The sequence below is a fragment of the Lentzea jiangxiensis genome, assembly GCF_900104175.1.
Classification (GTDB): domain Bacteria; phylum Actinomycetota; class Actinomycetes; order Mycobacteriales; family Pseudonocardiaceae; genus Lentzea; species Lentzea jiangxiensis.
The window spans coordinates 503090-529756 of record NZ_FNIX01000003.1 but is presented as its reverse complement, the minus strand read 5'-3'; the positions used below and the strand labels follow the sequence as shown (position 1 = coordinate 529756).

The 26667-nt window shown below is 72.4% G+C and carries 26 protein-coding genes; 13 read left to right on the top strand and 13 right to left on the bottom strand.

Annotated features, from left to right (window positions below):
* The first annotated feature begins 55 nt into the window (after positions 1–55).
* Both BLQ91_RS13365 and BLQ91_RS13360 read left to right on the top strand, forming a co-directional pair.
* On the top strand, positions 56–1318 hold the full coding sequence (locus BLQ91_RS13365; protein WP_090097101.1) for an amidohydrolase family protein: 1263 nt from the start codon (positions 56–58) through the stop codon (positions 1316–1318).
* Positions 1263–1571, top strand: coding sequence for a hypothetical protein (locus BLQ91_RS13360; RefSeq protein WP_090097100.1), 309 nt, complete (start codon positions 1263–1265; stop codon positions 1569–1571). Before BLQ91_RS13365 ends, BLQ91_RS13360 begins: the two co-directional genes overlap by 56 nt.
* A 4-nt stretch (positions 1572–1575) precedes the next feature.
* On the opposite strand, the gene BLQ91_RS13355 is transcribed toward BLQ91_RS13360, so the two are convergent.
* Positions 1576–2283 (bottom strand): AfsR/SARP family transcriptional regulator, encoded by a 708-nt coding sequence (locus BLQ91_RS13355; protein ID WP_143022625.1) that lies wholly within the window; start codon positions 2281–2283, stop codon positions 1576–1578.
* A gap of 198 nt (positions 2284–2481) precedes the next feature.
* Here BLQ91_RS13355 and BLQ91_RS13350 point away from each other — a divergent pair, with 198 nt between their 5' ends.
* The 4 genes from BLQ91_RS13350 (at position 2482) to BLQ91_RS13335 (ending at position 5578) form a co-directional block, all read left to right on the top strand.
* Entirely contained in the window at positions 2482–3342 is an 861-nt protein-coding gene (locus BLQ91_RS13350; protein ID WP_090097254.1) for a manganese catalase, read from the top strand.
* A gap of 13 nt (positions 3343–3355) precedes the next feature.
* A complete protein-coding gene (locus BLQ91_RS13345; protein ID WP_090097098.1) occupies positions 3356–4576 on the top strand; it encodes an Nramp family divalent metal transporter in 1221 nt (406 codons plus the stop codon).
* Entirely contained in the window at positions 4573–5013 is a 441-nt protein-coding gene (locus BLQ91_RS13340) for a DUF2243 domain-containing protein (protein WP_245733385.1), read from the top strand. Before BLQ91_RS13345 ends, BLQ91_RS13340 begins: the two co-directional genes overlap by 4 nt.
* A 79-nt stretch (positions 5014–5092) precedes the next feature.
* The gene (locus BLQ91_RS13335) at positions 5093–5578 is read left to right on the top strand and encodes a DUF2231 domain-containing protein (protein ID WP_090097097.1); all 486 of its coding nucleotides are present in this window, start codon (positions 5093–5095) and stop codon (positions 5576–5578) included.
* Here BLQ91_RS13335 and BLQ91_RS13330 read toward each other — a convergent pair.
* From BLQ91_RS13330 to BLQ91_RS13315, 4 genes are read right to left on the bottom strand one after another with little or no spacing between them, the layout of a single operon-like run.
* A complete protein-coding gene (locus tag BLQ91_RS13330) occupies positions 5567–6397 on the bottom strand; it encodes an SDR family oxidoreductase (protein WP_090097252.1) in 831 nt (276 codons plus the stop codon). The two genes, BLQ91_RS13335 and BLQ91_RS13330, sit on opposite strands and share 12 nt — an antisense overlap.
* A 5-nt stretch (positions 6398–6402) precedes the next feature.
* A complete protein-coding gene (locus BLQ91_RS13325; RefSeq protein ID WP_342670636.1) occupies positions 6403–7440 on the bottom strand; it encodes a type III polyketide synthase in 1038 nt (345 codons plus the stop codon).
* The gene (locus BLQ91_RS13320) at positions 7437–8576 is read right to left on the bottom strand and encodes an acyl-CoA dehydrogenase family protein (RefSeq protein ID WP_245733384.1); all 1140 of its coding nucleotides are present in this window, start codon (positions 8574–8576) and stop codon (positions 7437–7439) included. The genes BLQ91_RS13325 and BLQ91_RS13320 overlap by 4 nt, the downstream gene beginning before the upstream one ends.
* A 3-nt stretch (positions 8577–8579) precedes the next feature.
* On the bottom strand, positions 8580–9335 hold the full coding sequence (locus tag BLQ91_RS13315; RefSeq protein ID WP_090097096.1) for a class I SAM-dependent methyltransferase: 756 nt from the start codon (positions 9333–9335) through the stop codon (positions 8580–8582).
* 3 nt (positions 9336–9338) lie between these two features.
* On the opposite strand from BLQ91_RS13315, the gene BLQ91_RS13310 reads away from it, so the two are divergent.
* The 4 genes from BLQ91_RS13310 to BLQ91_RS13295 all read left to right on the top strand — a co-directional run bounded on the left by BLQ91_RS13310 (position 9339) and on the right by BLQ91_RS13295 (position 12810).
* Positions 9339–10124, top strand: coding sequence for a UbiA family prenyltransferase (locus tag BLQ91_RS13310; RefSeq protein WP_090097095.1), 786 nt, complete (start codon positions 9339–9341; stop codon positions 10122–10124).
* Between the two features lie 257 nt (positions 10125–10381).
* The gene (locus tag BLQ91_RS13305) at positions 10382–10795 is read left to right on the top strand and encodes a hypothetical protein (protein WP_143022624.1); all 414 of its coding nucleotides are present in this window, start codon (positions 10382–10384) and stop codon (positions 10793–10795) included.
* On the top strand, positions 10792–11961 hold the full coding sequence (locus tag BLQ91_RS13300) for a zinc-dependent alcohol dehydrogenase (protein ID WP_090097093.1): 1170 nt from the start codon (positions 10792–10794) through the stop codon (positions 11959–11961). Before BLQ91_RS13305 ends, BLQ91_RS13300 begins: the two co-directional genes overlap by 4 nt.
* A 39-nt stretch (positions 11962–12000) precedes the next feature.
* Positions 12001–12810 carry an MBL fold metallo-hydrolase gene (locus BLQ91_RS13295; RefSeq protein ID WP_090097092.1) on the top strand — a complete coding sequence of 270 codons (810 nt, stop codon included), beginning with the start codon at positions 12001–12003 and terminating at the stop codon, positions 12808–12810.
* A 411-nt stretch (positions 12811–13221) separates the two neighbouring features.
* Here BLQ91_RS13295 and BLQ91_RS13285 read toward each other — a convergent pair whose 3' ends face one another.
* The 8 genes from BLQ91_RS13285 to BLQ91_RS41280 all read right to left on the bottom strand — a co-directional run bounded on the left by BLQ91_RS13285 (position 13222) and on the right by BLQ91_RS41280 (position 22919).
* Entirely contained in the window at positions 13222–14166 is a 945-nt protein-coding gene (locus BLQ91_RS13285; protein ID WP_090097090.1) for an acyltransferase domain-containing protein, read from the bottom strand.
* A 63-nt stretch (positions 14167–14229) separates the two neighbouring features.
* Complete coding sequence (locus BLQ91_RS13280; RefSeq protein WP_090097089.1) at positions 14230–15393, bottom strand: globin domain-containing protein; 1164 nt, start codon at positions 15391–15393, stop codon at positions 14230–14232.
* 158 nt (positions 15394–15551) lie between these two features.
* Entirely contained in the window at positions 15552–16637 is a 1086-nt protein-coding gene (locus tag BLQ91_RS13275) for an acetate/propionate family kinase (protein ID WP_090097249.1), read from the bottom strand.
* Complete coding sequence (locus tag BLQ91_RS13270) at positions 16634–18964, bottom strand: phosphoketolase family protein (RefSeq protein ID WP_090097088.1); 2331 nt, start codon at positions 18962–18964, stop codon at positions 16634–16636. The genes BLQ91_RS13275 and BLQ91_RS13270 overlap by 4 nt, the downstream gene beginning before the upstream one ends.
* Positions 18965–19540: 576 nt before the next feature.
* Positions 19541–20539 carry an Acg family FMN-binding oxidoreductase gene (locus BLQ91_RS13265; RefSeq protein ID WP_090097248.1) on the bottom strand — a complete coding sequence of 333 codons (999 nt, stop codon included), beginning with the start codon at positions 20537–20539 and terminating at the stop codon, positions 19541–19543.
* Between the two features lie 389 nt (positions 20540–20928).
* Positions 20929–21828 (bottom strand): SDR family oxidoreductase, encoded by a 900-nt coding sequence (locus tag BLQ91_RS13260; protein ID WP_090097087.1) that lies wholly within the window; start codon positions 21826–21828, stop codon positions 20929–20931.
* A 222-nt stretch (positions 21829–22050) separates the two neighbouring features.
* Positions 22051–22782 (bottom strand): ATP-binding protein, encoded by a 732-nt coding sequence (locus tag BLQ91_RS13255; protein ID WP_143022623.1) that lies wholly within the window; start codon positions 22780–22782, stop codon positions 22051–22053.
* Positions 22779–22919, bottom strand: a complete 141-nt coding sequence (locus tag BLQ91_RS41280) for a hypothetical protein (protein WP_176959724.1) — start codon at positions 22917–22919, stop codon at positions 22779–22781. Before BLQ91_RS41280 ends, BLQ91_RS13255 begins: the two co-directional genes overlap by 4 nt.
* Before the next feature lie 488 nt (positions 22920–23407).
* Here BLQ91_RS41280 and BLQ91_RS40250 point away from each other — a divergent pair, with 488 nt between their 5' ends.
* The 3 genes from BLQ91_RS40250 (at position 23408) to BLQ91_RS13240 (ending at position 26659) form a co-directional block, all read left to right on the top strand.
* Complete coding sequence (locus tag BLQ91_RS40250; RefSeq protein ID WP_176959723.1) at positions 23408–23755, top strand: STAS domain-containing protein; 348 nt, start codon at positions 23408–23410, stop codon at positions 23753–23755.
* The gene (locus BLQ91_RS13245; protein WP_090097084.1) at positions 23755–24510 is read left to right on the top strand and encodes an ATP-binding protein; all 756 of its coding nucleotides are present in this window, start codon (positions 23755–23757) and stop codon (positions 24508–24510) included. The genes BLQ91_RS40250 and BLQ91_RS13245 overlap by 1 nt, the downstream gene beginning before the upstream one ends.
* A 229-nt stretch (positions 24511–24739) precedes the next feature.
* Entirely contained in the window at positions 24740–26659 is a 1920-nt protein-coding gene (locus BLQ91_RS13240) for a 4-alpha-glucanotransferase (protein WP_342670635.1), read from the top strand.
* Positions 26660–26667 lie beyond the last annotated feature (8 nt).

Sequence of the window (26667 nt, the reverse complement as noted above, 5' to 3'; positions counted from 1 at the left end):
GATCCTACCGGATAGCTTTCGTGATAGCTTTCGTAAAAGCTAAATCGGAGGCGTGATGACGACGGCGATCGAGAACGTGCGGGTCTTCGACGGCTCGGCGGTGGGTGAGCCCCGGCGGGTGGTGTTCGGCGACCGCGTGTCCGGGGAGGACACCGGTGTGGCCGACGAGGTGGTCGACGCGGCGGGCGGGGTGCTGCTGCCGGGACTGGTCGACGCGCACGTGCACGTCGTGCGCGGCCGGGCCGACCTGGAGGACCTCGCTCGCCGGGGCGTGACGACGGGCCTGGACATGGGTGCGTGGCCGCGCGAGTTCGTCGACGAGATGCGGAGCCAGAAAGGGGTGGCGCGGATCTTGAGCGCCACCGTGCCGGCGGTGGGCGCGGGCGGCCACCACGCGAGGATGCCGGGCTTTCCCGCCGAAGGGGTCGTGACCGGTCCGGACGAGGCGCGGGCGTTCGTCGGCCGTCGCGTCGCGGACGGCGCCGACTACGTCAAGATCGTCACCGAGGCGGCACCGCCCGAGGGCATGGACCAGGCCACCGTGAACGCTCTCGTCGAGGCGGCGCACGACCACGGCCTGCTCGTCGTCGCTCACGCGGTCACGACGGGTGCGTTCCGCGTCGCCGCCGAGGCCGGTGTGGACGTCAGCACCCACGCGCCGCTCGACGCCGCCCTCGACGACGACACCATCGCGAGGATGCGGGAGATCGGGATGGTGTCGGTGCCAACGCTGACGATGATGGAGGGCACCGCGAAGCTGTTCGGCGGCAACGGTTTCCGCTATGAGCACGCACGTGACTCGGTCACCGCGTTCCGCGCCGCCGGCATCCGGGTCTTGGCCGGGACGGACGCGAACTCGGCGCCCGGAGCGCCGTTCGCCCCGGTGCACGGCGAGTCGCTGCACCACGAGCTCGCACTGCTCGTCGCCGCCGGGCTGACCCCGCTCGAGGCTCTGGCGGGTGCCACGTCGCTGCCCGCGCGGGTCTTCGGCCTCGACGACCGCGGCGTGATCGCGGAGGGGAAGCGCGCCGACCTGGTCCTTCTCGACGGTGACCCGACGGCCGATGTCGCCGCCACGCGGAACGTCAAAGGCGTCTGGATCGCCGGAGAGCGCGTCCAGCTCCAGTCGCAGGTCGACGAACCAGCGGTCGAGCCGAGCGTTCCGCGCGGCGGGAAGCGAGCCGCCGCCGATGTTTCGACCGGTCGGCCGGGGGTAGAGGTCTTGCATGACCACGACTCGCTGTCACGCCCGGGACGTCGAGGTGACGCTGCGTTCCAAGACGATGGTGCTCGACTTCACCGGAGAGTGCGACGGTGAGGCGCTGACCGGGATCCGGTTGGTCGCCGAGCTGCCGGACGCGGGAGGCCCCGAGGACGGCGGGACCGTCGTTCTGGAGCAGGGCACCGCGACCGTCACCCAGCCGGGCGGTGAGGTGCACCTGGAGGCACGGGAACCGGTGTCCTGGGACGGGGAACCGGTCGACGTCGACTTCGTGCTGCCGGAGAGTCCGGAGTCGACGGTGCTCGCGGTGCGCGGGCTGGCCGTCGCGCTGGGACCGGACAACAGCTGACGCGCTAACCGCTGCTGCGCAGCAGCGGCCGCATGAGGTCGTGGATCTGCGCTGAGGGTTCCAGACCCAGTTCCGCGCGCAGCAAGGCCCGGTAGTTCTGGTACTGCCGCACTGCCTGAGCGGGGTTGCCGTCCGCGAGGTGCAGCTCGACGAGCGTGCGGTGAGCGCTTTCCCGCAGCGGGTCCGTCTGGACGGCGGCCAGCGCCGCCTGGTGTGCGTGGTGGTGGTCGCCGTGCGACCGGAACCTCTCGCTCAGCACCTCCAGCGCGCGCAGCCGTGCCTCCCCCCACCAGTCCCGTTCGGTCCGCACCCACGGCTGGTCCCACCCCGGCAGCAGGTCGGCCTTCAGCACGGCGACCGCCCCGGGGGTCGCGTCCGGTTCTGTGGTGAGAGCGCAGGCGCGGCGGAAGTCGACGTCGACCCCGGTGGCCAGGGTCAGCGCGTCGTCCACCGCCGCGACCAGCGGAATGGGCTTTCCCAGCCGCCACAGCGACGACCGCAGGCAGGCCGCCGCACGTCGGGCGGTGGCTTCCGGCCAGAGCAGGGCGGCGGCGATCCCTCTCGGCACGGGACCCTCGCGCAGCGCGAGCAGGGCCAGGAGTCTCTGCGCGCCGGGCACGACGTGGACCGGCGCCGGGCCGAACGCCAGCCGGAACCCGTCGAGCAGCTGGATGTGCGGCAGGGGATCAGGGACACGGGGCAGCTCTGTCATGTCGTCGGACCACTCCTCTCCCGCGTTCAGGGTCGCCGGGTGCCCGGAGGTTGCGGCGTCACACACCGCCGGACCGAATTGCTCCTTCCTGACCAGCGGCGGTGACGCGGCCGTGCCGTGCGGGTGTCGGCGCGGAGCCGTGCGCGTCACGAGTGCCGCCTAGCTTTCGCCGTGGAGTCACACCCCACGGGAGGCGAGATGTTCCTGCACACCAGCAGGTTGCAGTTCGAAGCGAAGCCCGACCACCCCGACGCGCACTACGCCCGCAAGCTCCAGGAGCTGATCGGCGGCGCGTACGGCGAGATGACGGTGACGATGCAGTACCTCTTCCAGGGCTGGAACTGCCGGATGGAGGGCAAGTACAAGGACCTGATCATGGACGTGGCGACCGAGGAGATCGGCCACGTCGAGATGCTGGCCACGATGGTCGCGCGCCTGCTGGAGAACGCTCCGGCGGAGGCGACCGACGAGGCGGTGAAGGACCCGGTCGTGGCGGCGGTGCTCGGCGGGATGGACCCGCAGCAGGCCATCGTGAGCGGCGGCGGGCCCACGCTGTCCGATTCCAACGGCGTGCCGTGGAACGGTCGCTACATCGTCGCGAGCGGCAACCTCATGGCCGACTTCCGCGCGAACGTCGCCGCGGAGGCGCAGGGCCGGCTGCAGACCGCGCGGCTCTACAACATGACCGACGACAGCGGCGTGCGGGACATGCTCAAGTTCAACCTCGCCCGCGACACCGCCCACCAGAACATGTGGCTCGCCGCGATCGAGGAGCTGCAGGAGGACGGCCTCGAGGGCCCGATCTCGCCGAGCGCGCTGTTCGACGAGGAGCACGCCGAGCACGCGGGCACGATCTGGCACAACTCCGACGGCGCGCTGGGTGCCGAGGGCGGCTGGGCCTCGGGCACCGCGCCCGACGGCGCGCACGAGTTCTCCTACGTGATGAACCCGGAGCCCCTGGGCGGACCCGCGTCCGCGCCCAAGCCGGACCCGCTGCTCTACGCGACCAGCCCGGCCAACCTCGGGCTGATCGAGAAGGCCATCCGCAAGCTGACCTGAGGAGGACCACCCGATGGTCGGCATCACGGTGCCAGCTCGCATCCGATCGGCCGCCGTCGTCATGGGACCCGCCTTCGTCGTCGCGGTCGCCTACGTCGACCCCGGCAACTTCGCGACGAACATGGCGGGCGGCGCGACGCACGGATACCTGTTGTTGTGGGTGATCGTCAGCGCCAGCGCGCTGGCGATGTTCATCCAGTACCAGTCGGCGAAGCTGGGCATCGTGACCGGCCGCAACCTGCCTGAGCTCTGCCGCGAGCACTACCCGCGGCCCGTCACCAGGGCGTTGTGGGTCCAGGCGGAGCTGGTGGCCATGGCCACCGACCTGGCGGAGTTCGTCGGAGCGGCGGTGGCGCTGAACCTGCTGTTCGGCGTGCCGCTGCTGCCGGCGGCGCTGATCACCGCGGTGGTGTCGTTCGGCATCCTCGCACTGGCGCCGCTGCGCAGGCGGAGGTTCGAGTCCGTGATCATCGGACTGCTCGCCGTCGTGCTCGGCGGGTTCCTCTACCAGACCCTGCACCTCGGCCCGCTGACCGGCGCGGCCGCGGGTCTGGTGCCGGGGTTCGCCGGGGTGGACAGCGTGCTGCTCGCCACCGGCATGCTCGGCGCCACCGTCATGCCGCACGTGATCTACCTGCACTCGGCGCTCACCCAGCGCCACCACAGCCCGTCGCCCCACCGGCAGCGCGGTGCGTTGAGGGCCAGCCGCACCGACATCGTGGTGGCGCTGGGCATCGCCGGGATGGTGAACGTCAGCATGCTCGTCGTGGCGGCCGGCGCGTTCCACCAGGCCGGTGCGCCGCGCGAGTCGCTGGAGGACATGCACTCCGGCCTCGGCCAGCTGCTCGGTCCCGGTGCGGCGCTGGCGTTCGCGCTGGCACTGCTCGCGTCCGGGCTCGCGGCGTCCAGCGTGGGCACGTACTCCGGTCAGGTGATCATGGAGGGGTACCTGCGCCGGCGGATCCCGCTGTGGCTGCGCCGGGCGGTGACCATGGCACCGGCGCTCGCCGTGCTGTCGTTCGGCGTCGACCCCACGAAAGCGCTGGTGCTGAGCCAGGTCGTGCTGTCGTTCGGCATCCCGTTCGCGTTGATCCCCCTGGTGCTGCTGACCAGGCGCAAGGACGTCATGGGCGCCGCGGCCAACCGCAAGGGCGTCACTGCGGTCGGCGCGGCGGCGGCTCTCGTGATCTCCGCGCTGAACCTCTTCCTGCTCGTGAGGACGGTGACGGGGTGAAGCACGTGGACCGGGCGGCCCTGGTGCTGGGCCTGGGGATCGGCGGGTTCATCGACGGCATCGTGATCCACCGGCTGCTCGGCCGGCACCACGTGCTGTCCGGGTGGTACCCGCTCGACGACATCCATCCGATGATGGTCGGCGACGGGCTGTTCCACCTGCTCTGCCTGCTGCTGGTGCTCTGGGGTGTCGCCCTGCTCAACCGGCGGCAGCCGTTGCCGAACCCCGTGCTGGCGGGCGGGATCCTCACCGGCTGGGGCGTGTTCACCCTCGTCGAGGGCGTCGTCGACCACTTCGTGCTGGGCATCCACCACGTCCGGCACGGGCCTGGCGAGCTGCTCCACGACATCGCGTTCCTCGTGGTGGGAGCCGTGCTCGTCGTGGCCGGCGTCCTGATGAGCAGGCGATCACAGCCGGCCGTGCGCGAGCGCGCCTGACTTCGGGACGGGTCACAGGGGTATTCGCTGCGCTTCCGGGTACGCGGGAGCAGAGCCGTTCTCCGGAAAGGAACACCTCATGCGCAGTCGTGTCCGAGCAGCGGGCCACGCCGTCCACCCGATCCTCATCGTGTTTCCGCTCGGCCTGCTCACCACGGCGGTCGGCTTCGACGTGCTGCACCTGCTGACCGACCGGGCGAGCTTCGCGTTCACGGCGGCCCACCTCATCGCCGCCGGCGTGCTCCTGGGCCTCGTCACCTCGGCGACCGGGTGGCTGGACTGGTTCCTCGTCGTCCCGCGCGGCACGCGCGCCCGCCGCGTCGGCCTGCTGCACGGCCTCGTGAACGCCGGTGTGCTCCTGGTGTTCGCGATCAGCTGGTTGCTGCGCCTGGCCGAGACGGACTGGACGCCGACGTGGCCCGCGATCATCGCCGGCTGGGCCGGCCTGCTCGGGGGCGGGCTCGGCGGCTGGCTGGGCGGTGAGCTGGTCGAGAGGCTCGGCATCAGCGTGGAGGAGGAGGCGCACCCCGACGCGCCGAGCTCGCTGGCCCCGTCACGGCGCTGAGCCGAGCCGCTCGCCGTAGCGCCTGGCCAGCCGGACGATCGCCGTGGACGCGGGAGCGACCACGACGTCGAGCACCCGGCTGACCGGGGTGAACGCGGCGAGTCGCGCGACCGCCCACCAGCGCGGCACGGCGAGGGTGCGGGACGTCCGCGCGGTCAGGCACTTCTCGACCGCGCGGGCGACGCGGTCCGGATCGGAGCCCGCCGACAGGCGGCGCGGTGCCTCCCGCTCGCTCGGCCTGCCGTCGATGTCGCGCGTGAGCCACTCCGTGGAGATCGGACCGGGGCAGACGGCGTGCACCCGGACCCCGCGCGGCACCTCCCGGCGCAGCCCCACGGCCAGTCCCAGGACACCCGCCTTGGTGGCCGAGTAGAGCGACAACGGCGGTATCGGTGCCCATGCGCTGATGGACGAGATCATCACGACGTCCCCGCCGCGGTTCCCGAACAACGGCAGCACGAGCCGGGTCATCTCGGCGACCGCGGTGAAGTTGACCTCCACGAGGCTGCGCACCTGCTCGCCGCTCAGGGCGGCGAGCTTGTCGACGCGGCCCTGCCCGGCGTTGTTCACCAACGCGTCGATGCGGCCGAAGCGTTCCACCACGGCGTTCACGAGCAGCTCGCGATCGGCCGGATCGGTGACGTCACAACGGATTCCCCACGCGCCGGGCAGCTCGGCGAGGGCCGCGTCGAGCCGGTCCTGGTCACGGCCGCAGATCGCGACCCGCGCGCCACCGCGGACGAGCCGCCGCGCGGTGACGCGCCCGATGCCGGCCGAACCTCCGGTGATGAGAACGACTTTGCCTTGCACGGATCGCATGATGCTCACCTCGCGCGCAGTAGCGTGATGTAGAGGGTCAGTCCCGGACCGAACGCCATCGCCACCACGGGGTCACCCGGCTTCGGCGCGCGGGCGCGGAGCAGTTCGTCGAGGACCATCAACACCGTCGCCGACGAACAGTTCCCGTGCTCGCGCAGCACGTGCCGCGACGGGTCGAGCGCTTCCGGCGCCAGGCCGAGCTCGTGCTCGACGGTGTCGAGGATGCGCGGGCCACCGGGGTGCACGGCCCAGCCCCGCACGTCGGGCACGGTGAGACCGTGGTCGTCCAGCAGGCGTTCGACGGCCCGCTTCACGTGTTTGCCGAGCACCTCGGGCACGTGCGGGGACAGCGTCATCCGGAAGCCGTGGTCGGTCACGGTCCACGTCATGTGGTCCGCCGTGGCCGGATCGGTGACCGCGCCGGTGGCGACGACCTCCAGCCCGGACTCCTGCGGTCGCAGCACCACCGCCGTGGCCGCGTCACCGAACAGCGCGTGCGACACGATCTGGCCCATGTCCGCGGTGGACGGCTGGACGTGCAGGGAGGTCAGCTCCACGCACAGCAGCACGGCCGGGCGGTGGTGAGCGGTCACGTAGTCGGTGACGGCCGCCAACGCGGGCAGGGCCGCGTAACAGCCCATGTGGCCGACCATCAGCCGTTGCGCGTCATCGGCCAGGTCCAGCGACGACGCCAGTTGCACGTCGAGTCCCGGTGCGGTGTAACCGGTGCACGACACGACGGTCAGCTGACCGATGTCGGCGGGGTCGAGGTCGGCGGACGCGAGAGCGGCGGAGACGGCCTCGTGCCCCAACGGCCGCGCGTACTCGTTGTAGAGCCGCATCCGCTCACCGGTCGTGCACTCGGACAGGTCGAGGTCCAGCGGGCTGACGACGGCGTGCCGGCGCCGCACACCCACCGCCGCGAAGATCCGCTCCGCGGCCCTGCTGCCTCCCAGCAGCGGGCGGAAGTGCTCGTCCCACAGGGTGCTCTGCTCGATCGCCCGGGGCAGTGCCGTGGCGATCGCGGCGATGTGCGCGGTCACCAGCGCGCCTCGTCGGGGTTCTCGCCCAGTGCACTGGCGCCGAGCCAGTCCGCGCACACGTCCGACGTGGCCGGTTGCAGCGCGCCGCACCGGGCGTCGCGGTAGAGCCGTTCCAGCGGATGGCCCCGGCGGGTGGCCGAGGCGCCCGCCGCCTCCAGCACCGAGAACGCGACCTGGGCGGCCGTGTCCCCGGCGATCAGCTTCGCCCGCCACACCCAGCGGTTCGTCTCGGGGCTGCCGGGGTCGTCGGTGACGAGCGCGGCGGCCTTCCTGACGACGAGCTCCGCCGCGGCCACCTGCACGTCGGCGCGCCCCAGGCGAGCGCGGACCATCGGCAGCGCGTGCAGCCCGCGTTCACGCAGGTGCTCCGCTCCATGCCGCAGCACGGCCTGGGCGACGCCGACGTAGACGGCGGCGTAGGAGGCGACGAGCCACTGGGGCATCACCTGCGCCAGCACCAGCGCCGCGCCCTCGATCCCGCCCACCAGGGCGTCCTCGCCGACCTCGACGCCCAGGTGCAGGTCGTGGCTGGCCGTGGCGCGCATGCCGAGCGAGTCCCAGACCGGCCGCACCTCCACGCCGGGACCGGCCGGAACGAGGAAGTACGAGATCCGCGGCTCGTCGGAGTGCCTGTCCCTGGCGGCGACGAGGTACGCGTCCGCGTGGCCCGCGCCCGAGACGAACGTCTTGGCGCCGTCGATGCGGAAGCCGGAACCCGTCCGCTCGTAGGAGGTGCGCACCTGGGACAGCCGGGAGCCGATGCCGGGCTCGCTCATCGCCACCGCGTACAGGGCGCCCTCCGCCGCGGCCTTGAGGACGCGGTCGCGAAAGGTGAAGAAGCTCTCCGTGCCGCCGAACTGGCGCACCAGTTCGTCCGGCGTGGAAGCGAGCGCGCCCGTGACGGAGGCGTGCATGTTGAAGATCAGCGCGGTCGCACCCGCCCCGCTGCCGAGCCGCATCGCCACGTCGGTGTACTCGGCGAACGACGCGCCGGCGCCACCCAGGTGCGGCGGTGCCATCAGGCCGAGCAGTCCGGCCTCGCGCAGGTCGTCGAAGTCCTCCTCGGGGAAGGCGCCGGCGGCGTCGTAGCGCGCCGCCCGGCCGGACATGCGTTCGGCCAGGGAGTGGAGGTCCAAGGCTCATCCCTTCTTGCGGCCGGCGCCCTGGAAGAGCACGGCCGTGGTCGCGGTCGGGACCATGCGGACGGGACGCCCGCGGCGCACCGGCCACGTGAGCAGGTCGAGCAGTGACGGGCGAATACCCCGCAACGCCAGCCGTACACCGTGGCGGGCACATTCGCGGACGAGGGCGGCGCGGTCGACGAGCAACGCGGGATCGTGCACGCCGCGCGGTGCGAGACCGACGCGCTCCGCGAGGCCGATCGCGACCAGGCGGCACACCGCGGTGTCCGCCAGCGTGTCGAGCACCAGCAGCCCACCGGGCCGCAGGATCCGGCACGCCTCCGCGACCGCACCCGCGAGGTCGTGCACGTGTTCGAGGATCTCGCCCGCGACCACGACGTCCGCGCACTCGTCGGGCAACGGCACGGCGAGCACGTCCCCCAGCACGGGCTCGATGCCGCGTGCCCGGCGCAGGCTGGGCTCCGACAGGTCCACGCCGATGTGCCGGTACCCGTGCAGGTGCGGTGCGAGCAGACCAGCGCCGCAGCCGAGGTCGACGAGGACCGCACCGGGCCGTGCCGCGGGGACGAGCCGGGCACGTGCGGCGGCGAGCCAGTGCAGCATGACGAACGGGCCGCGCGGGTGCCACCACTGCTCGGCGAGCCGTTCGTACAACGCGGGGTCGTTGGGTTCGAGCTCGTTCTGCGGCTTCGCCGGCAGCTGGCAGAGTGGAGATCCGTGGGTCTTACAGGAGCTCTTGCGCGTTCGTGTCATCCGATGCCCGCTCTCGCCGTCACCGCGGTCGCGGCGGCGCTGGCCGTGACGACCGGGAGGTCGCCGGGAGGGGTGGTCGCGGTGGCCGCGGCGGTGTTGGCGGGCCAGCTGTCCGTGGGGTGGCTCAACGACCTGCTGGACGCGGACAGGGACGCGAGCGTCGGCCGTGCCGACAAGCCGGTGGCGGTGGGCACGGTGTCGCGGGAGCTGGTCGCGACCGCGACGGTCATCGCGGCGGTGGCGGCTGTTCTGCTGTCGCTGCTGTCCGGAGTGGACGCCGCGCTCGTGCACGTCGTGATGCTGTGCTCGGCCTGGGCGTACGACTTCGGAGTGAAGGCGACGGCGTTCTCCGTTGTGCCGTACGCGGTCTCGTTCGGTCTGCTGCCCGCGTTCGTCACGCTCGGCGGGCCGGACGGCCGGTGGGCGCCTGCGTGGCTCCTCGCCGCCGGCGCCGTGCTGGGCAGCGCCGCGCACTTCGCCAACGTCATCCCCGACCTGGAGGACGACGCCGCGACCGGGGTGCGCGGTCTGCCGCACCGCATCGGCGGGGCCGCCAGCGCGGGAGTGGCAGCCGCGCTGGCGGTGATCACCGGAGTGGTCCTCGCCCTCGGCCCGCCGGGTCCCGTCACGACGGCGGGACTGGTGGCGGTGCCGTTGTCGGTGGTGATCCTCCTGGTCGGCAGGGTGCGAGGCCGGCGGGCCGGGTCGCGTGCCAACTTCAACGCGCTGCTCGTGGTCGCCGTCGTCGACGTCGTCCTGCTGGTCATCACCGGGGGAACCGAGCTCTAGCCGCCAGCACCGGTGGCGCGCACGGCCGAGCCCGGCCGACGAGGGCGAACACGGCGCTGAGTGCCAGTGCGGCTTTCCGCACAGGCGTCCTCACCGCGGCTCGGGTCTGCGACATGACCATTCCAGCGGGGGAGCGGGACGGGCTTCGGTCGTGCCCGGCTACCCGTGCCCCCGCGCCGCAAACAGACAGGACATCCCGGTTGTTCCGCATTGCCGGGGGTATCCACGGCCCTCGTGCTCCGAGAAAGGCCGGATACATGAACACAGCAGGGAAAACGCTCCTGGCGGCGGCGGGTGTGGCGACCGCCGTCGTGGTGGCGAGGCGGCGGCGCGGCGGCTCGGACGACCAGGGCTCCGGGCAGTGGCTGGCCGTGACGGTGAACCGCGCTCCGGAGGAGGTGCACGCCTCGCTCCCCGAGGACCTGACCCGGTGGCGTGACCAGTTCGAGCTGCGCATCCAGCCGGCGACCGGTGACAAGGGCACCGAGCTGCGGGTGAAGCCGACCGGCGACGTGTCCCGCCACGACCTCAGGCTCGCGCTGCGCCGGGCGAAGTCGGTGCTGGAGGCCGGTGAGGTGGTGCGGCCCGACACCGCGCCCACGCACCCGGGGCCGCTGGGCAAGGCGTTGCGGCTCGTGACGAACCAGGCGGGAGGAGGTGGCAGGCTGTGAAGGCGCTGTGCTGGGAGGGGATCAACGACGTCCGCGTGCAGGACGTGCCCGACCCGGAGTTGCTGGGCGACCAGGACATGATCCTCAAGGTGCGGCTGAGCACCGTCTGCGGCTCGGACCTGCACCTGCTCACCGGGCACATCCCGTTCATGCAGGCGGGCGACGTGATCGGCCACGAGTTCATGGGCGAGGTCGTCGAGGTCGGGTCCGGTGTGACCCGGCACCGGCCCGGTGACCGCGTGGTGGTGTGCTCGTTCATCGCGTGCGGCCGGTGCTGGTACTGCCGCAACGAGCTGTACTCGTTGTGCGACAACACCAACACCAACCCGGCGATCACCCAGCACCTGTGGGGGGCCGATCCGGGAGGCATCTTCGGCTACTCCCACGCCATGGGCGGCTTCCGGGGCAGCCACGCGGAGTACGTGCGCGTGCCCTTCGCCGACCACACCGCCATCCCGATTCCCGAGGCCGTGGACGACATGAGCGCGCTGTTCACGTCGGACTCGGCGGCGACCGGGTGGATGGGCGCCGACCTCGGCGGGGTCAAGCAGGGCGACGTCGTGGCCGTGTGGGGCGCCGGCGCGGTGGGGCAGATGGCGGCTCGCGCCGCCCAGTTGCTCGGCGCCGAACGGGTCCTGATCATCGACCGCTTCGACTACCGCCTGCGGCAGGCCGAAACGATGTTCGGGGTGGAGACGGTCAACTACGCGGAGACGTCCGTCGGCGACGCGTTGCTCGACGCCACCGGGGGCCGTGGACCGGACGTCTGCATCGAGGCCGTCGGCTGCGAGGCGCACTCGACGGGTCCGCAGCACGTCTACGACCAGGTGAAGAGCAAGCTGAAGCTGGAGACGGACCGCCCGATCGCGGTGCGGGAGGCGATCTACCACTGCCGCAAGGGCGGCTCGGTGTTCGTCCTGGGCGTCTTCACCGGCATCGTCGACAAGTTCCCCCTGGGAGCGATGATGAACAAGGGCCTGACGGTCCGCGGCGCGCAGCAGCACGGCCAGCGCTACATCCCGATGCTGCTGGACCGGATCGCCTCCGGTGAGCTCGTCACCGACCACCTCGCGACGCACGTCATGCCGTTGAGCGAAGGCGCCCGCGGCTACGAGCTGTTCAAGAAGAAGGAAGACGACTGCGTCCGTTCGGTCTTCCGGCTGTGATCGACGTTCACGGTGGGGATGCCGGGGTAGCCGACCGGCATGAGCGCTGAGAACCCAGGACCGGGCTCGCTGCACTTCGTCGGCAACGCCACGACGGTGCTGCGGCTCGGACCCTTCACCCTGCTGACCGATCCCAACTTCCTCCACAGAGGACAGTGGACGCACATCGGCCAGGGCGTCGTGTCGAGGCGGCTCACCGATCCGGCGATCGAGATCGCCGACCTGCCCGAACTGGACGCCGTCGTGCTCTCGCACCTGCACGGCGACCACTTCGACCGGGTGGCGAGCAGGGAGCTCCGGCGCGACCTGCCCGTGCTCACCACCCCGCACGCGGCGAAACGCCTGGTGCGGCGCGGCTTCCGGGAAGCCGCGCCGCTGCGCACCTGGGAGACCGTGACGCTGTCGCGCGGGTCGGCCAGGCTGACGATCACCTCGCTGCCGGGCCGGCACGCGCTGGGACCGCTGGGCCGCCTGCTGCCCCCGGTGATGGGCACCATGCTCGAGTACCGGGAGGCGGCGGGCGTCCTCCCGTTCCGGATCTACCTCAGCGGCGACACCCTGGTGCACCCCGAACTGGGCCGGATCCGCGAGCGCTTCGACGGCATCGACCTCGCGGTCGTGCACCTCGGCGGCACCAAGGTGCTCGGCGTGCTGCTCACCATGGACGGCGAGCAGGGCGCCGATCTCCTGGAGCTGCTCGCCCCGCGCACCACCGTTCCCGTGCACTACGAGGAGTACGGGGTGATGAAGTCGCCGCTGTCGGACTTCACCTCGGAGGTCGCGCGGCGGCGGGCGGGGTTCGACGTGCGGGTGGTGGAACGCGGGGACACCTTCGTGCTGCCGGGCTGACCCGGAGGACCCCGGCCGGTGCCGCGTTCAGGGTTCGGGCGGCACCGCCTCCCGGCAGCAGGCCGCCAGCGCGGGAAGGACGTCCGCGCTGGCGGGTGAATCACCAGGATGGTCCTGCGGCAGGTCAGCCGTACGCAGACCGGGGGAGCTGCCCGTGGGTGGGTGTGCCCTGGCTCCCGAGAGGCTTGAGCCGCGCTTCGGCGTCCGCGGGTGTGCGGTGAGGCAGGCCGTCCTCCCGCAGCTCGGGTCGGACCGCGACGGCAGGTGACAGGCGCTCCTGCGGTATCTCGAACGGCGCGTCGTCGGACATGCTGCCGGGTAGCCGTGGTCGGGGTGCCCAAACGCCGCTGCCCGACCGGTCGTTCGACGGTAATCGCCACTACGCGCCGTCACGGTTCCCGGTAGGCCTCGCTACAGGGCGAACCGGCCGCTGCGCCACTGCCAGTGCCGCCCGGCCCGCAGGTGGTCGACGACCGCGCGCTGGAGCACCGTGCGGCGTGGCAGGTCGTCGAGCGGGGTGGTCAGGCTGCGGAAGACGAACCGCCGCACCTCGACGTCGGCGTCGATGCCCTCGGGCTCCTCGTAGGGCTCCAGCTCGAACCTCCGCTGGAACCGGATGATGTTGGAGTCCTCCGGCAGGTACTCGCGCAGCTGCGGGTCGAGCAGCCACGAGCCGCAGGAGAACGCCGTGTAGTGCTCGTCGGGGAAGTGGCGCGGGAAGAACGCGCGCGCCTCGTCGAGCGACGCGTCGACCGCCTCCGGTGTGAGCGGGCCCGAGTCGGGCACGTGCAGGCCGAGGGCCGTGTCGCCGCGCTGGTGCTGCAACCGGCCGAGCTCGTAGACGCCACCGCGCACGTGCAGCGTCAGCCAGCTCTGCATGACCGGCCAGCCCTCGCCGCGCATCCGGCGGTCGACCGCGAGGTTGCGGCCCAGGTCCGCCAGCGTCGCCCGCGAGACGGCGTCGTCGATGCCGTGGTCGCGGTGGTACGCCGTGACGACGTCGACCAGGGCCAGGTAGGCGTACACGTACAGGTGCCGCCAGGCGAGGCCCCGGTCCCGCGGCAGTTCCGGTCCCGGCGGCAGCCACCCGTTGCCGCCGAGGTCGGCGCGCACCAGCGCGGTCGAGCGGTCCAGCAGCCACCGCAGCTCTTCGGTCCACAGTGGAGAGTCAGCCTCCGGCCAGGCGGTCAGGACCTCGGCGGCGTCGTCCGGCGGCACCGCGAGCCGCTCCAGGAGAGCGGGTGCGTCGGCCTTGGCGGGCAGCGGGGCGGACGGCCGGTCGCCGGCCAGCCGGTGCACGCGTTCGACGTCCGCGACCGGAACTCCGAGCCGTGCCGCGGTGTTCTCGAGATCCACGACGACGACCCTACCGGCCGCGCGGTCGCCCGGGAGGCGTGAGCGTGCGGCCGGCGGGGGAGGTCACCGCTCGAGCATGCCGGGGCCGAAGACCTCGTACCTGATGTCGTCGGAGTGCATCCCGCGACGGAAGAGTGCGGCGCGCACGTCACGCATGAAAGCGATGGGACCGCACAGGTGCGCGACGGCGTCGGCGGGTAGTGGGATCGCTTCCACGTCGACCCGGCCGGCCTGCCCGCCGTCGTCACCGTTCTCGTACCAGGTCAGCTGGTCCGGGCCGGCGAGGCGCGTGTACTCCTCGCGGTGGGCGTGGCGGTCGGCGGAGAGTTCGGCGTGCACGGCGACGACCTCGCGCGACGGCTGGGTCGTGGCGAGGTGGTCGAGCATCGACATCATCGGGGTGATGCCGATGCCCGCGCTGACCAGCACCACGGGACGGTCTCCGGCGGCGAGCACGACCTCGCCCGCCGGAGGGCCGAGCAGGAGCGTGTCGTCGGTCCGCACGTGGTCGTGCAGGAAGGTCGACACCGCGCCGTCCGGGGTGCCGTCCGCGCCGCGCACCCGGCGGACGGTGATGCGCAGCGCGCCGCGGCCGGGCGCCTGCGACAGCGAGTACTGGCGGGGCTGCCGGTGGCCGTCCGGGAGGTCGACCGCCACGGACACGTACTGGCCGGGCTCGAACGCCGGAACGACGCCGCCGTCGTCCGGCACGAGGGTGAACGACACCGTGTCGACTGCTTCCTCGTCGCGCTTGGCGACGCGCCACGGCCGCCACAGGGTGTCCGGGGTGACGCCCGCGGCCTGGAACAGCCGGGCCTCGGCGGCGATCAGCGTCACCGCGAACAGCCAGTAGACCTCGTCCCAGGCGGCGGCGACCTCGGGCGTCACCGCGTCACCGAGGACGGTGGCGACGGCGCCGATGAGGTGCTTGCCGACGATGGGGTACTGGTCGGGGCGCACGCCGAGCGAGACGTGCTTGTGGGCGATGCGCTCGGCGATCGGGCCGAACGGCGTCCCGTCGAGCAGGTGCTGTGCGTACGCGACCACCGCGGAGGCGAGCGCGAGCTGCTGCTTGCCGCTGGCCTGGTTGCCCTGGTTGAACAGGTTCAGCAGCTCGGGGTGCGCGGCGAACATCGACGGGTAGAACTCGGCGGTGATCGCGGCGGCGTGGTCGCGGACGACGGGCAGGGTCGCCCGCACCACGGCGGCTGAAGCAGCGGACAGCACAGGTAGCTCCTCGGGGATCGGCGGGAACCGGACGTGTGGCCCGTGTTCCGGACACCTCCTGAGCTTGCGCGATCACCCGCGGCGGAAGCAGTTAGGAAGGTCGCTGCCCGGCCGGGACCTTCGTCCCGGGACCCGCACGTCCAATCCACCGTGGACAGTCAGTGGAGCAGTGCGCGGGTCTGAGCGGCGATCTCGACGTCCTCGCGGGCTTCGAGCACCCACACCTCCACGTCCGAGCCGTCCCTGCTGATCCGGGCGTCCCGCGGGTCCTCGGCGTTGAGCCGGGTGTCGAGGTCGACGCCCAGGAACCCCAGGCCCGCGGCGGTGTCGGCGCGCAGCTCGGCGTCGTGCTCGCCGACACCTCCGGTGAACACCAGCAGGTCGAGCCCGCCCAGCGAGGCGGTCATGGCGGCGATGCCCTGCCGCAGCCGGTGCACGTACACCCGCAACGCCAGGAGTGCCTGCTCGTCGCCCTTCCCCGCGGCGTCGCGGACGTCGCGCAGATCACCACCGACCTCCGACAGCCCCGCCAGCCCGGCGTGGTGCTCCAGGCCGTCTTCCAGGTCGTCCAGCGCCAGTCCGGCGCGTTGCAGCCACACCAGCAGACCGGGGTCGACGTCACCGCTGCGGGTGGCCATCACGAGCCCCGCCAGCGGGGTGAAGCCCATCGTCGTGTCGACCGACCGCCCGTCGGCCACGGCGGCGAGCGAGGCGCCGGAACCCAGGTGGCAGTTCACCACGCGAGCACCGGTCGTGCCCGCCAGCCCGGCGGCCCGCCGGGACGCGTAGGCGTGCGACAGGCCGTGGAACCCGTACCGGCGCAGGTCCCACCTGCGCCGCCAGGCCGCGGGGACGGCGTAGGTCGTCGCGGCGGCGGACATCGTGGTGTGGAAGGCCGTGTCGAAGCACGCGACGTGCGGAACACCGGGCAGCAGCCGCCGGGCCGCGTCGATGCCGGCGAGCGCGCGCGGCTGGTGCAACGGCGCCAGCCCGGTGAGCCCTTCGATCCCCGACCGCACGTCGTCGTCGACCGCGGTGGCCTCGGTGAACTCCGGGCCACCGTGCACGACGCGGTGCCCGACCGCGTCCACGTCGGGCGCGTCCTGCAGGAAGTCCTCCAGCGGGCCGGTTTCGTCCCCTCCGGACCAGCGTTCGAGAGTGGTCTCGGCGAGGACCTCGTCGTCGCCGCCGAGCACACGCAGCTTCAAGCTGGAAGAACCGGCGTTCACCACGAGAACGTTCATCGCCACGCCCAGTCGCGCACCTCGGGCATGTCCTCGCCGTGCTCGCGGATCCAGGCGTGGTGCCGGGCGCGCTGGTCCTGCATCAGCTGCCGGAGGCGGGCCGCCTTGGGACCGAGTCCGGGAACGCGGTCGATGACGTCGATGACGAGCCGGTACCGGTCCATGTCGTTGAGCACGAGCATGTCGAACGGCGTCGTGGTGGTGCCTTCTTCCTTGTAGCCGCGAACGTGCAGGTTGTGGTGGTTGGTGCGGCGGTAGGTCAGGCGGTGGATGAGCCAGGGGTAGCCGTGGTACGCGAAGATCACCGGTTTGCCGGTGGTGAAGAGCGCGTCGAACTCGCGGTCGGGCATGCCGTGCGGGTGCTCGGTGTCGGGTTGCAGCCGCATCAGGTCCACGACGTTGACCACCCGAACGCGCAAGGACGGCAGGTGTTCGCGCAGCAGCTTCGCCGTCGCCAGCACCTCGACGGTGGGTGCGTCGCCGGCGCACGCGAGCACGACGTCGGGTTCTTCGGTGCCGTCGTCGTTGCTCGCCCACTCCCAGATGCCCGCGCCGCGGGCGCAGTGCAGGATCGCCTCGTCGATCGGGAGCCAGTCGGGGGTGTCGTTCTTGCCGGCCACGATGACGTTGACGTAGTCCTTGCTGCGCAGGCAGTGGTCCGCGACCGAGAGGAGCGTGTTGGTGTCCGGTGGCAGGTAGACGCGGACGACTTCGGCCTTCTTGTTCATGACGTGGTCGATGAAGCCGGGGTCCTGGTGGGAGAAGCCGTTGTGGTCCTGGCGCCACACGTGCGAGCTGAGCAGGTAGTTCAGTGACGCGACGGGGCGGCGCCACTCCAGCTTCTTGTGCGTCTTGAGCCATTTGGCGTGCTGGTTGAACATCGAGTCGACGATGTGGATGAACGCCTCGTAGCAGTTGAACAGGCCGTGCCGGCCGGTGAGCAGGTAGCCCTCCAGCATGCCCTGGCACAGGTGCTCCGACAGCACCTCGACGACGCGGCCGTCGTGGACGAGGTGCTCGTCGACGGGCAGCGTCTCGGCCTGCCACTGCTTGCCGGTCACGTCGTAGACGGCGTCGAGCCGGTTGGAGGCGGTCTCGTCCGGGCCGAAGATCCGGAACGAGCGCGCGTCGGCGTTGAGCTCGACGATGTCGCGCAGCATCCGGCCGAGCACCCTGGTCGGCTCGGAGTGCGTGGTGCCGTGCTGGACGACCTCGGCGGCGTGCGCGCGGATGCCGGGCATCTTCAGCTCGCGCAACAACAAGCCGCCGTTGGCGTGCGGCGTGGCACCCATCCTGCGGGTGCCGTCCGGGACCAAGGCCGCGAGTTCGGGCCGTGGGGTGCCGTTCTCGTCGAACAGCTCCTTGGGCCGGTAGCTGCGCAGCCACGCCTCCAGCTGGCCCAGGTGTTCGGGGTTGTCCCGCACGCCGGCCAACGGGACCTGGTGCGCACGCCACGTGTTCTCGACCGGCTTGCCGTCCACTTCGGACGGACCAGTCCAGCCCTTGGGGCTGCGCAGCACGATCATGGGCCAGCGCGGCCGGTCCTCGGACCCCTTGACGCGGTGGATCTCGTCGATCACCTGGTCGAGCACCTCGGCCATCCGCGCGTGCATCGTCTTGGGCTCGTCGCCTTCGACGTAGTAGGGCGCGTAGCCGTAGCCGCGCAGCAACGCGTCCAGCTCGTCGTGCGGGATGCGGGCGAGCAGGCTCGGGTTGGCGATCTTGTAGCCGTTGAGGTGCAGGATCGGCAGCACCGCCCCGTCGCGCCGGGGGTGCAGGAACTTGCCGGCGTGCCAGCTGGCCGCGAGCGGCCCGGTCTCGGCCTCGCCGTCACCGACGACGCACGCGACGATCAGGCCGGGGTTGTCGAACGCGGCACCGAACGCGTGGGCCAGCGAGTAGCCCAGTTCGCCGCCCTCGTGGATGGACCCGGGGACCTCGGGTGCCACGTGGCTCGGCACGCCGCCGGGGAAGGAGAACTGGCGGAACAGCCTGCGCATGCCGTCTTCGTCGCGCGGCACGTCCGGGTAGGTCTCGCTGTAGGTGCCCTCCAGCCACGTGTTGGCCAGCAACGCGGGACCGCCGTGACCGGGACCGGTCACGAACATCATGTCCAGGTCGCGGTCGCGGATGACGCGGTTGAGGTGGGCGTGGAGGAAGTTCAACCCCGGCGTGGTGCCCCAGTGGCCCAGCAGGCGCGGCTTGATGTGCTCCGGCGTCAGCGGCGCGGTCAGCAGCGGGTTGTCCAGCAGGTAGATCTGGCCGGCCGACAGGTAGTTGGCGGCTCGCCAGTACGCGTCGACGAGCTCCAGGTCGGCGTTCGGCATCTCGCGCTCCTCATCAGGTTTCGTTGGCTCCCACGCTGCCGTCGCGGAGGATCACCGGACAGGGCATGCGGTCCACGCGGACGAGGACCGAAGTCCCTGGGTTCCCGGCGGGCGGTCGTGCACACCACGATCAACTTCCGGTGTGCACCGGGGGCAGGACGGGGATGCGGCCCGAGAAGGCTTCCCGGACGGGCTGGTGCACCGCGAGAACGGGACACGGCGCGTGGTGCGGCGCGGGTGATCGCCTCGTGCGGTTGGGGCGCGGACCAGGACGGCGCAGCACGCGGCCGTCACCCGCTCCGCCCCGGCCAGCGCGGTGACGTGGCGGTGCCCGTCGTCGTCGGCCTTCGGCGTGCCGCGCACCGCCACGGTGTCGCGGTGCGTCGTGGCCGGCAACGGCAGCACGTGCTCTCCCAGGCCACGAGCCGAGCTGCCGGACCACCCCGAGCCGGGCACGGGCCGCGGCCCACCTCAGCGTGCCGGGATGATGACGACGGTTCCACGGGGTTGGCGATGCTTTGCACCGTCCGGAGCAGAGCGGGAAGCAGGCTCAGTGGCGGGACCGAAGTCCCGTCGTCAGCAGGGCGCGTGTTCGCCGGTGTTCACCAGCAGCTCCGCGACGGGGCGGCGCGGCGTCGCCGGGACCGGGGTGCTGAACCCCACCCGCAGCACGGTCTGCGGCACGAGCATGCCGCCGAGCGCGCGCCTCAGGTTCTCGCGGACCGGACGCACCTCGACGGGTTGGGACAGGAACGACGCCGACAGGCCTCGCGTGGTCGCGGTGAGCAGGACGCGCTGCATCGCCTGTCCCGCCTGCAGTTCGCCGAGCGGGCCGTCGTAGAACGAGCAGAGGACGACCACGAGCGGGTCGGACTCGTAGTCCTTGCCGGGGTGGCGCTCGGGGCCCTGGAAATCGCGGAAGGCCCACTCGTCCTGCATCGCGGGCCGCACCCCCGCCGAGGCGGGCGGCACGCCGTCGGTGGCGCCGGGGCGGTGGCCGGTGAACGCCGCGAGCTCGGCCTGCACGGCCTCGTCGCCGAGCTGTACCTCGTGCGCCTGCCGGACGAACCGCTTGAGCTGCGCCCGGTCCTGCGGCGTCGAGATGACGTGCAGCCACGAGCGCTCCAACTCGGCCGCCCTGACCAGGGCGTGCCGCTGCCGAGGGTCGACCGGGGCCTCCAGGAACGGGCTGCGGTTGGTGCGCCGGCGGGGAACGGCGTCGAGCAGGGCGCGGTTCTCGGCGTTGATCTTGATCGAACCGCCGCGCCGGACCACCGCGAGCGCACCCGGTGCGTCGTGACCGGGCAGCATCGACACCAGCGGGCGCACGCCCTGGGCCTCCAGCGCGAGGCGCAGGTTGAACAGCGCCGCGCCGCACGAGAGCCGCAGTTCGCGGTCCTCCGGGTCGGTCGCCGTCAGCCTGCGGCCGTGGTCCGCGTACAGCTCGATGCGGTCCCGCTTCACCTGGAACCGCCAGGGCTGGGTGTTGTGCACGGACGGCGCGAGCGACGCCGCCGCGAGCACGCCCTCGACCTGTTCGGGCCCGAGCCCCAGCGCCGCCGTCACCTGAGCCATCTTCTTCACCCCGTCGTGTTGCCTTGTCCTGCGTCGTACCGCTCCACTGTCCGCGACGCCACCGGGCCGGTCCCACCGCCGAAGGTCCCGACCTGACCGGGACCGCTCGCTGACGGCACCGGCGTGGCCGCCGGTGTCGTCAGCGAGTCCGGGGTGCGGTCCGTGCGATCGCAGTCGTGACGGATCTCCACATCACCGACCTGCGGCGGTGCGGGCAGCTCGGCCTTGACCAGCGCCGAGAGCGCTTCGAGCAGGATCGCGGCGGTGCGGTGGTCGTCGGCGTGGGTGAAGTGGGCGACGACGCGGCGGCGGCCTCGGCCATCAGCTGCTGGGCGTGCTCGACCATGCCCTGGAGGCTTAGCGCGACGCGGCGTTCGAACCGCGAAAACTCAGGTGAGCAGCTGCCCGCCGGTCACACCCAGGACCTCACCGGTGATGTAGCTCGACTCCTGCGAGGCGAAGAAGACGTAGGCCGGTGCCAGCTCGGCGGGCTGCGCGGCGCGGCCCATCGGGGTCTGCGCGCCGAAGTCCTCGACCTTCTCGGCGGGCATCGTCGCGGGGATCAGCGGCGTCCACACCGGGCCGGGTGCGACGGAGTTGACCCGGATGCCCTTCTCGATCAGGTCGGCGGAGAGCGCCTTGGTGAAGTTGACGATCGCGGCCTTGGTGGCCGCGTAGTCCATCAGCGGGGGAGAGGGCATGAACGCCTGGATCGACGAGGTGGTGATGATCGCCGACCCCGGCCGCATCAGCGGCACCGCGGCCTTGCACAGCCAGAACATCGCGTAGATGTTGGTCTTGAAGACGCGGTCCAGCTGCTCGCTGTCGATGCCGAGCAGCCCGTCGCTCTGCGCCATCTGGTAGGCCGCGTTGCTGACGAGGACGTCGATCCGCCCGAACTCCTCGCGCGCCCGCTCGACCAGGTCGCGGCACGCGTCCTCGCTGCGCAGGTCGCCCGGCGCCAGCACGGCCTGCCGCCCGGCGTCGCGCACGAGCTCGGCGGTGCGCTCGGCGTCCTCCTGCTCCTCCTCCAGGTAGGACAGCAGCACGTCCGCGCCCTCCCTGGCGAACGCGATCGCCGTCGCCCGGCCGATGCCCGAGTCCCCGCCGGTGATCACGGCCTTGGTGTCGGTGAGCCGGCCGCTGCCCCGGTAGGTCTTCTCGCCGTGGTCGGGCTCCGGCCCCATCTGCCGGCCGGTGCCGGGGTGGGCCTGTTCCTGCCCCTCCTGGACATCGGGACGCGGGTACTGCTCCCGCGGGTCCTGCCGGGTGTACTGGTCTGCGGACATCTGCTGCCACCTCGCGACGATCGGCCTTCGGAACCGCAGGTGTTCCCGCCGAGATCGCGTTCAACCGCACGGCCCACGGGATCACACGCCGTTCCCGAGCGGAACCGCCCGGTCCTGCCGCCCGCCTGGCCACGGCGCCACTGTCCCCGGCGTGGTGGTCGCCGGTTCCTCCACTGTGGACTGATGCGTGCCGGGAAGGCGACGGTCGTTCACCCGGCAGAACTACCGCTGTCGCCGAAGCGGCAGGACGGCCCACACGACCTTGCCACCGCCGGAGGACGGGGTGCTGCCCCAGGCGACGCACATCCGGTCGACGAGGTCCAGTCCGCCCTGCCACGGTCCGGCGTGGTGGGCCGGGGGTTCGGGGTTGTCGTCGCGGACGGCGAGGGACAGGCCACCGGCGTGCAGTTCGACGCGCAGCAAGGGCTCGGAACCGGCGTACCGGACCGCGTTCTCGACGAGCTCGCTCACCACGAGCAGCGCGTCGTCGACCACGCCGGGCAGGGTCCACTCCTCGCAGGCGGAGCGGACCGCGTCCCGGGCCATCAGCGGCGCGACCAGCGACCGCGGCAGGCTCAGGCAGCGGCAGCGCCGCAGGGGAGGTTCTTCGGCGCGCTCCAGAGCCGCGGCCAGGTCGGTCGTCGTCGCCACGTGCCGCGTCACGCCGCTGCGCCTGAGGTCGCGGTGGTGCCGTGCCGTCTCGGCGAGGAGCACCAGCGGCACGTCCGGCCAGTGCGAGATCTTCGTCCAGACCGTGGCGAAGACGGACAGCATGGCGTGGCTCGCCGACTCGAAGTCCGGACCGAGGCGGACGACGAGCGCGACCGGCACCCCGGTCGCCTGCTCGAGCAGCCCGTCGCGCAGCTCGGCGTACGTGGACAGGTCCAGCCGCCCCACGGGGGTCGCCACCACCACGCCCGCGAGGTCTGCCGTCCGCACGCTGATGTCCGTCACGCGCCCGCGTCCTGCCACAGATCCGACCTCAGCGGGTGCTCGCGCAGGACAGCCGTGGCCTTGTGCGCTTCTTCTTCCTGTACGTCGTACCGCACGGCGATCAGCTCACGCCCGCACTGGCGGGAGTGCGACGCCATCCGCCTGGCCTGCCTTCTTCTCCGGCGTCCAGCCGCGGCCGACGAGGCAGCCGTGCCCGGGGGAGGTCACCGACCACGAAGGTGGGTGGCGACCCGGAGCGGGCGAAGACGGTCGACAGAGCGAGGACCCCCCGCCGGGACGTGCGGCACGACCGCCACCGCGGCGGGCAGCCCGAAGACGGGAGCGCGCAACGCCTCCACTCCGCGGGCGGAGCCTCCGACGACAAGGTCTCGTGGCACCGGTACTCCTCTGCCTCGTGTTGTCGAAACGGGGTACCCCAGGCGCCCGAAGCGACACTTCGGGGCCGTTGCTCCATTCGGCCGCGCCGCGGGTTTCCGGGTCGACGGCGGGGCCGGACGGTAATACGGTCGTACTACCTGCCTTCACCGCCAGGTCGGGTTCAGCAGGCAGCTCGGCTGATGCGGCGCCACCTGACAAGGGATGCCGTATGACTGATGAAGCTTTTGAACACGATGAAATCGCATCGGTGCGTGTCGCCACGATCGACGCGGCCGTGGTCATCCGGATAGCCGGTGAGGTCGACGCCTTCACGGAGGCGGCGGTCCGCGAACCTCTCTTCGAGACCCTCGACGCCACGCCACCGGTGGTGGTGCTCGACCTGGAGGAGGTCTCCTTCATCGGGTCCACCGGTCTGCGCGTGCTCGTGGAGGCCTGCGACCAGGCGAGGCGCGACGGCGTCGATCTGCGCGTGGTCGTGAACACGCGCCCGCTCCAGCGGCTGCTGGAGGTCAGCGGGCTCGACGGGCACCTCCCGATCGCCGGGTCCCTGCACGACGCGCTCATGGGTGCGGGAAGCGCCGCGAAAGCCGGCTGATGACCGGACTGCGGAGCGAACAGCGGTTGAGGTGCAGTGCCGAGGAGCGCGAGGGGTGCGCGGTGATCCGCCCCGAAGGCGTCCTCGGGCACTCGACCTACGGCGTGCTGCGGGACTTCATGCTGAAGTGCGCCGTCGAGCAACCCCGGGCACTGGTCGTCGACCTCAGCGCTGTGAAGATCGCGACGAACAGCGTTCTGAACGTGTTCACGACGGTGTGGCTGCGCATCAGCGACTGGCCCGCGCTCCCGGTGCTGGTGGCCACCGGATCCGCGTACGCCGACCTGTTCCGGCGCGCACCCGTGCGGCGCCACGTCGGGGTGTTCGGCGAGGTCGGTGAGGCGCTGGCGAACGTCGACCGGCCTCAGCCGCGCCGGCGCGCGCACCGGACCCTGCCGCACGACCTGGCGAGCCCCCGCGCCGCCCGCCGGTTCGTCGCCAGGACCTGCGCGGAGTGGGAACTGCCGGACCGCCTGACCCAGGACGCCGTGCACGTGGCGTCGGAACTCGTGCAGAACACCGTGGAGCACACCGGCTCCGAGGCCCGGCTGCGGCTGGAGCTGCGCCGGGGCCGGCTCACCGTGGCGGTGGGCGACGACGACCCGGCTCCGGCCGTGCTCGTCGACCCCGCGAGCGACGCCTGCAACGCGGGCAGGGGTGTGCACATCGTCGTCCAGCTCGCGAAGACCTGGGGATGCGTGGTCGACGCGGCCGGGGGTCGCAAGACGGTGTGGGCGGTGCTCGGCAGCCGGTAGCCCAGGTGGTCCGGCTCGACGTGCACCGGTCCCGGACACACGTGCCCCTTTTCGAGCCGCACCCCGTCGGTGGCCTGCTCGACGCGGTCCGCAGACCGCCCGGCACAACCCGGAGCGCCTCGGCACCGATGACCACTGCGTGGTGGCGCGGCATCCAGATCCACCAGCGCGTTTCAGGGCGGTCCGCGCGGGAAGTTCCGGTGCGGAGCGCCGGGGAGTTGATGCGCGCGTGGTGGACGACGACCTGCACGAACTGGCCGAGGCCTTCGGGGTGTCGACCTCCTACCGCGGCGCCGGTCAGGAGCGGCTGCCGGTGGACCGGCCGGTGGTGCGGGCGGTGCTCGAGCAGTTCGGGCTGGACACCTCGAGCGCCGCGGCGGTCCGCGGTGAGCTGGCGGAGGTCCGGCGGCGGCGGTCCGCGGCCGTTCTGCCGGACACCGTCGTGCTGAGCGGCCGTCAGGCGGTGGACCTGCCGCACGGCGGGGTCGTGCACTGCGAGGGGGGCCAGGAGATCCCGGTGAGCGGCCGGGCGCGCGCCGACCGGATCCCGTTCGGCGTGCACCGCCTGGAGACGGGGGACCAGCGGGTGCTGCTGCTCGTGACCCCGCGCGGGGTGCCGACGCCGTTGCCCGCCTGGGGGTGGACGGTCCAGCTGCACGCGCTGCGCTCGGGGAGGTCCTGGGGCATGGGCGACTTCGGCGACCTGAGCTCGTTCGTCGGCTGGTGCGGTGAGCTCGGCGCCGGCGCGGTGCTGCTGAACCCGGTGCACGCCGTCACCCCCGTCTCGCCCGTCGAGCCGTCCCCGCACTCGCCGTCGAGCAGGCAGTTCCTGAACCCCCTCTACCTGCGGGTGGAGGACACCGCCGCGTACCGCCACGCCCCGGCGGAGATCCGCGAGGCCGTGGACGAGCTCCGGCCGTCCGGCGGCGAGCTGGTGGACCACGACGAGACGTGGCAGGCCAAGCTGGCGGCCCTGGAGCTGCTGTGGTCGCACGCTTCGCCACCGGACGGGCCGCCGCGACCCGGGCTGGCGCGATTCGCCACGTTCTGCGCGCTGGCCGAGCGGCACGGTGCGGACTGGCGGCGCTGGCCCGCCCGGCTGCGGCACCCCGATTCGCCCGCGGTGGCGGAGCAGGCCGCGGGGCTCGCTCGCCGCGTCGCGTTCCACGCGTGGCTGCAGCGGTTGTGCGCCGAGCAGATCGCGAAGGCCAGGGACTCCGCGGACCTGGCCGTCGGCCTGATCGGCGACCTCGCCGCGGGAGTGGCGCCGTCGGGCGCGGACGCGTGGGCGTCGCAGGACGTGCTGGCGCTCGGGACGACGATCGGGGCCCCTGCCGGGGAGGACTGGGGAGTCCCGCCGTGGCGTCCCGACCGGCTCGCCGCCGCGGGGTTCGCGCCGTTCCGCGACGTCCTGCGCGGCGTCCTGCGGCACGCCGACGGCATCAGGGTCGGTCACGTCGCCGGGTTCTGGCGGCAGTGGTGGATCCCGCGGGGTGAACCGCCGCAGCGGGGCACCTACGTCCGCTACGACGCCGAGGCGATGCTCGGCGTGCTCGCGCTGGAGGCCCACCGGGCGGGCGCGGTGGTCGTGGGGGAGGACCCGGGGGAGGCGGAGCCCGAGGTGACGCGGGCGCTGCACGACCGGGGGATGCTCAGCTCCGCCGTGCTGTTGTCCCGGCAGGGGTGCAGGCCGGTACCGCCCGACCGCTGGCCCGCCCGGGCGGTGGCGACCCTGTCCGCGCACGACCTCCCGACCGCGACGGGCTTCCTGCGCGCCGAGCACGTGCGGGTGCGCACGGAGCTCGGGCTGCTGGAACTGCCCGCCGGTCAGGAGCGGGCACGGGCACGGCTCGACCGGGACGAGCTCGTCGACCTCCTGGTCGCCGAAGGGCTCGTCGACGAGAACGCGGCCGAGCAGGAGGTCGTGGTGGCGATGCACGAGCTGCTGGCGCGCACGCCGTGCCGGCTGCTGCTGGTGGCGCCGGAGGACCTGCTGGGAGAAGCGCGCCAGGCCGGCTTCCCCGGCTCCGCCGGGGAGTACCCGAACTGGCGCATCCCGTTGCCCGTGTCCCTGGAGGAGCTGCGCGACGCCCCGGTCGTGCGGGTCGCCGTGCAGCCGTTGCGGCGCGCTCGCCCGCCGCTGGGATGACGCTCCCG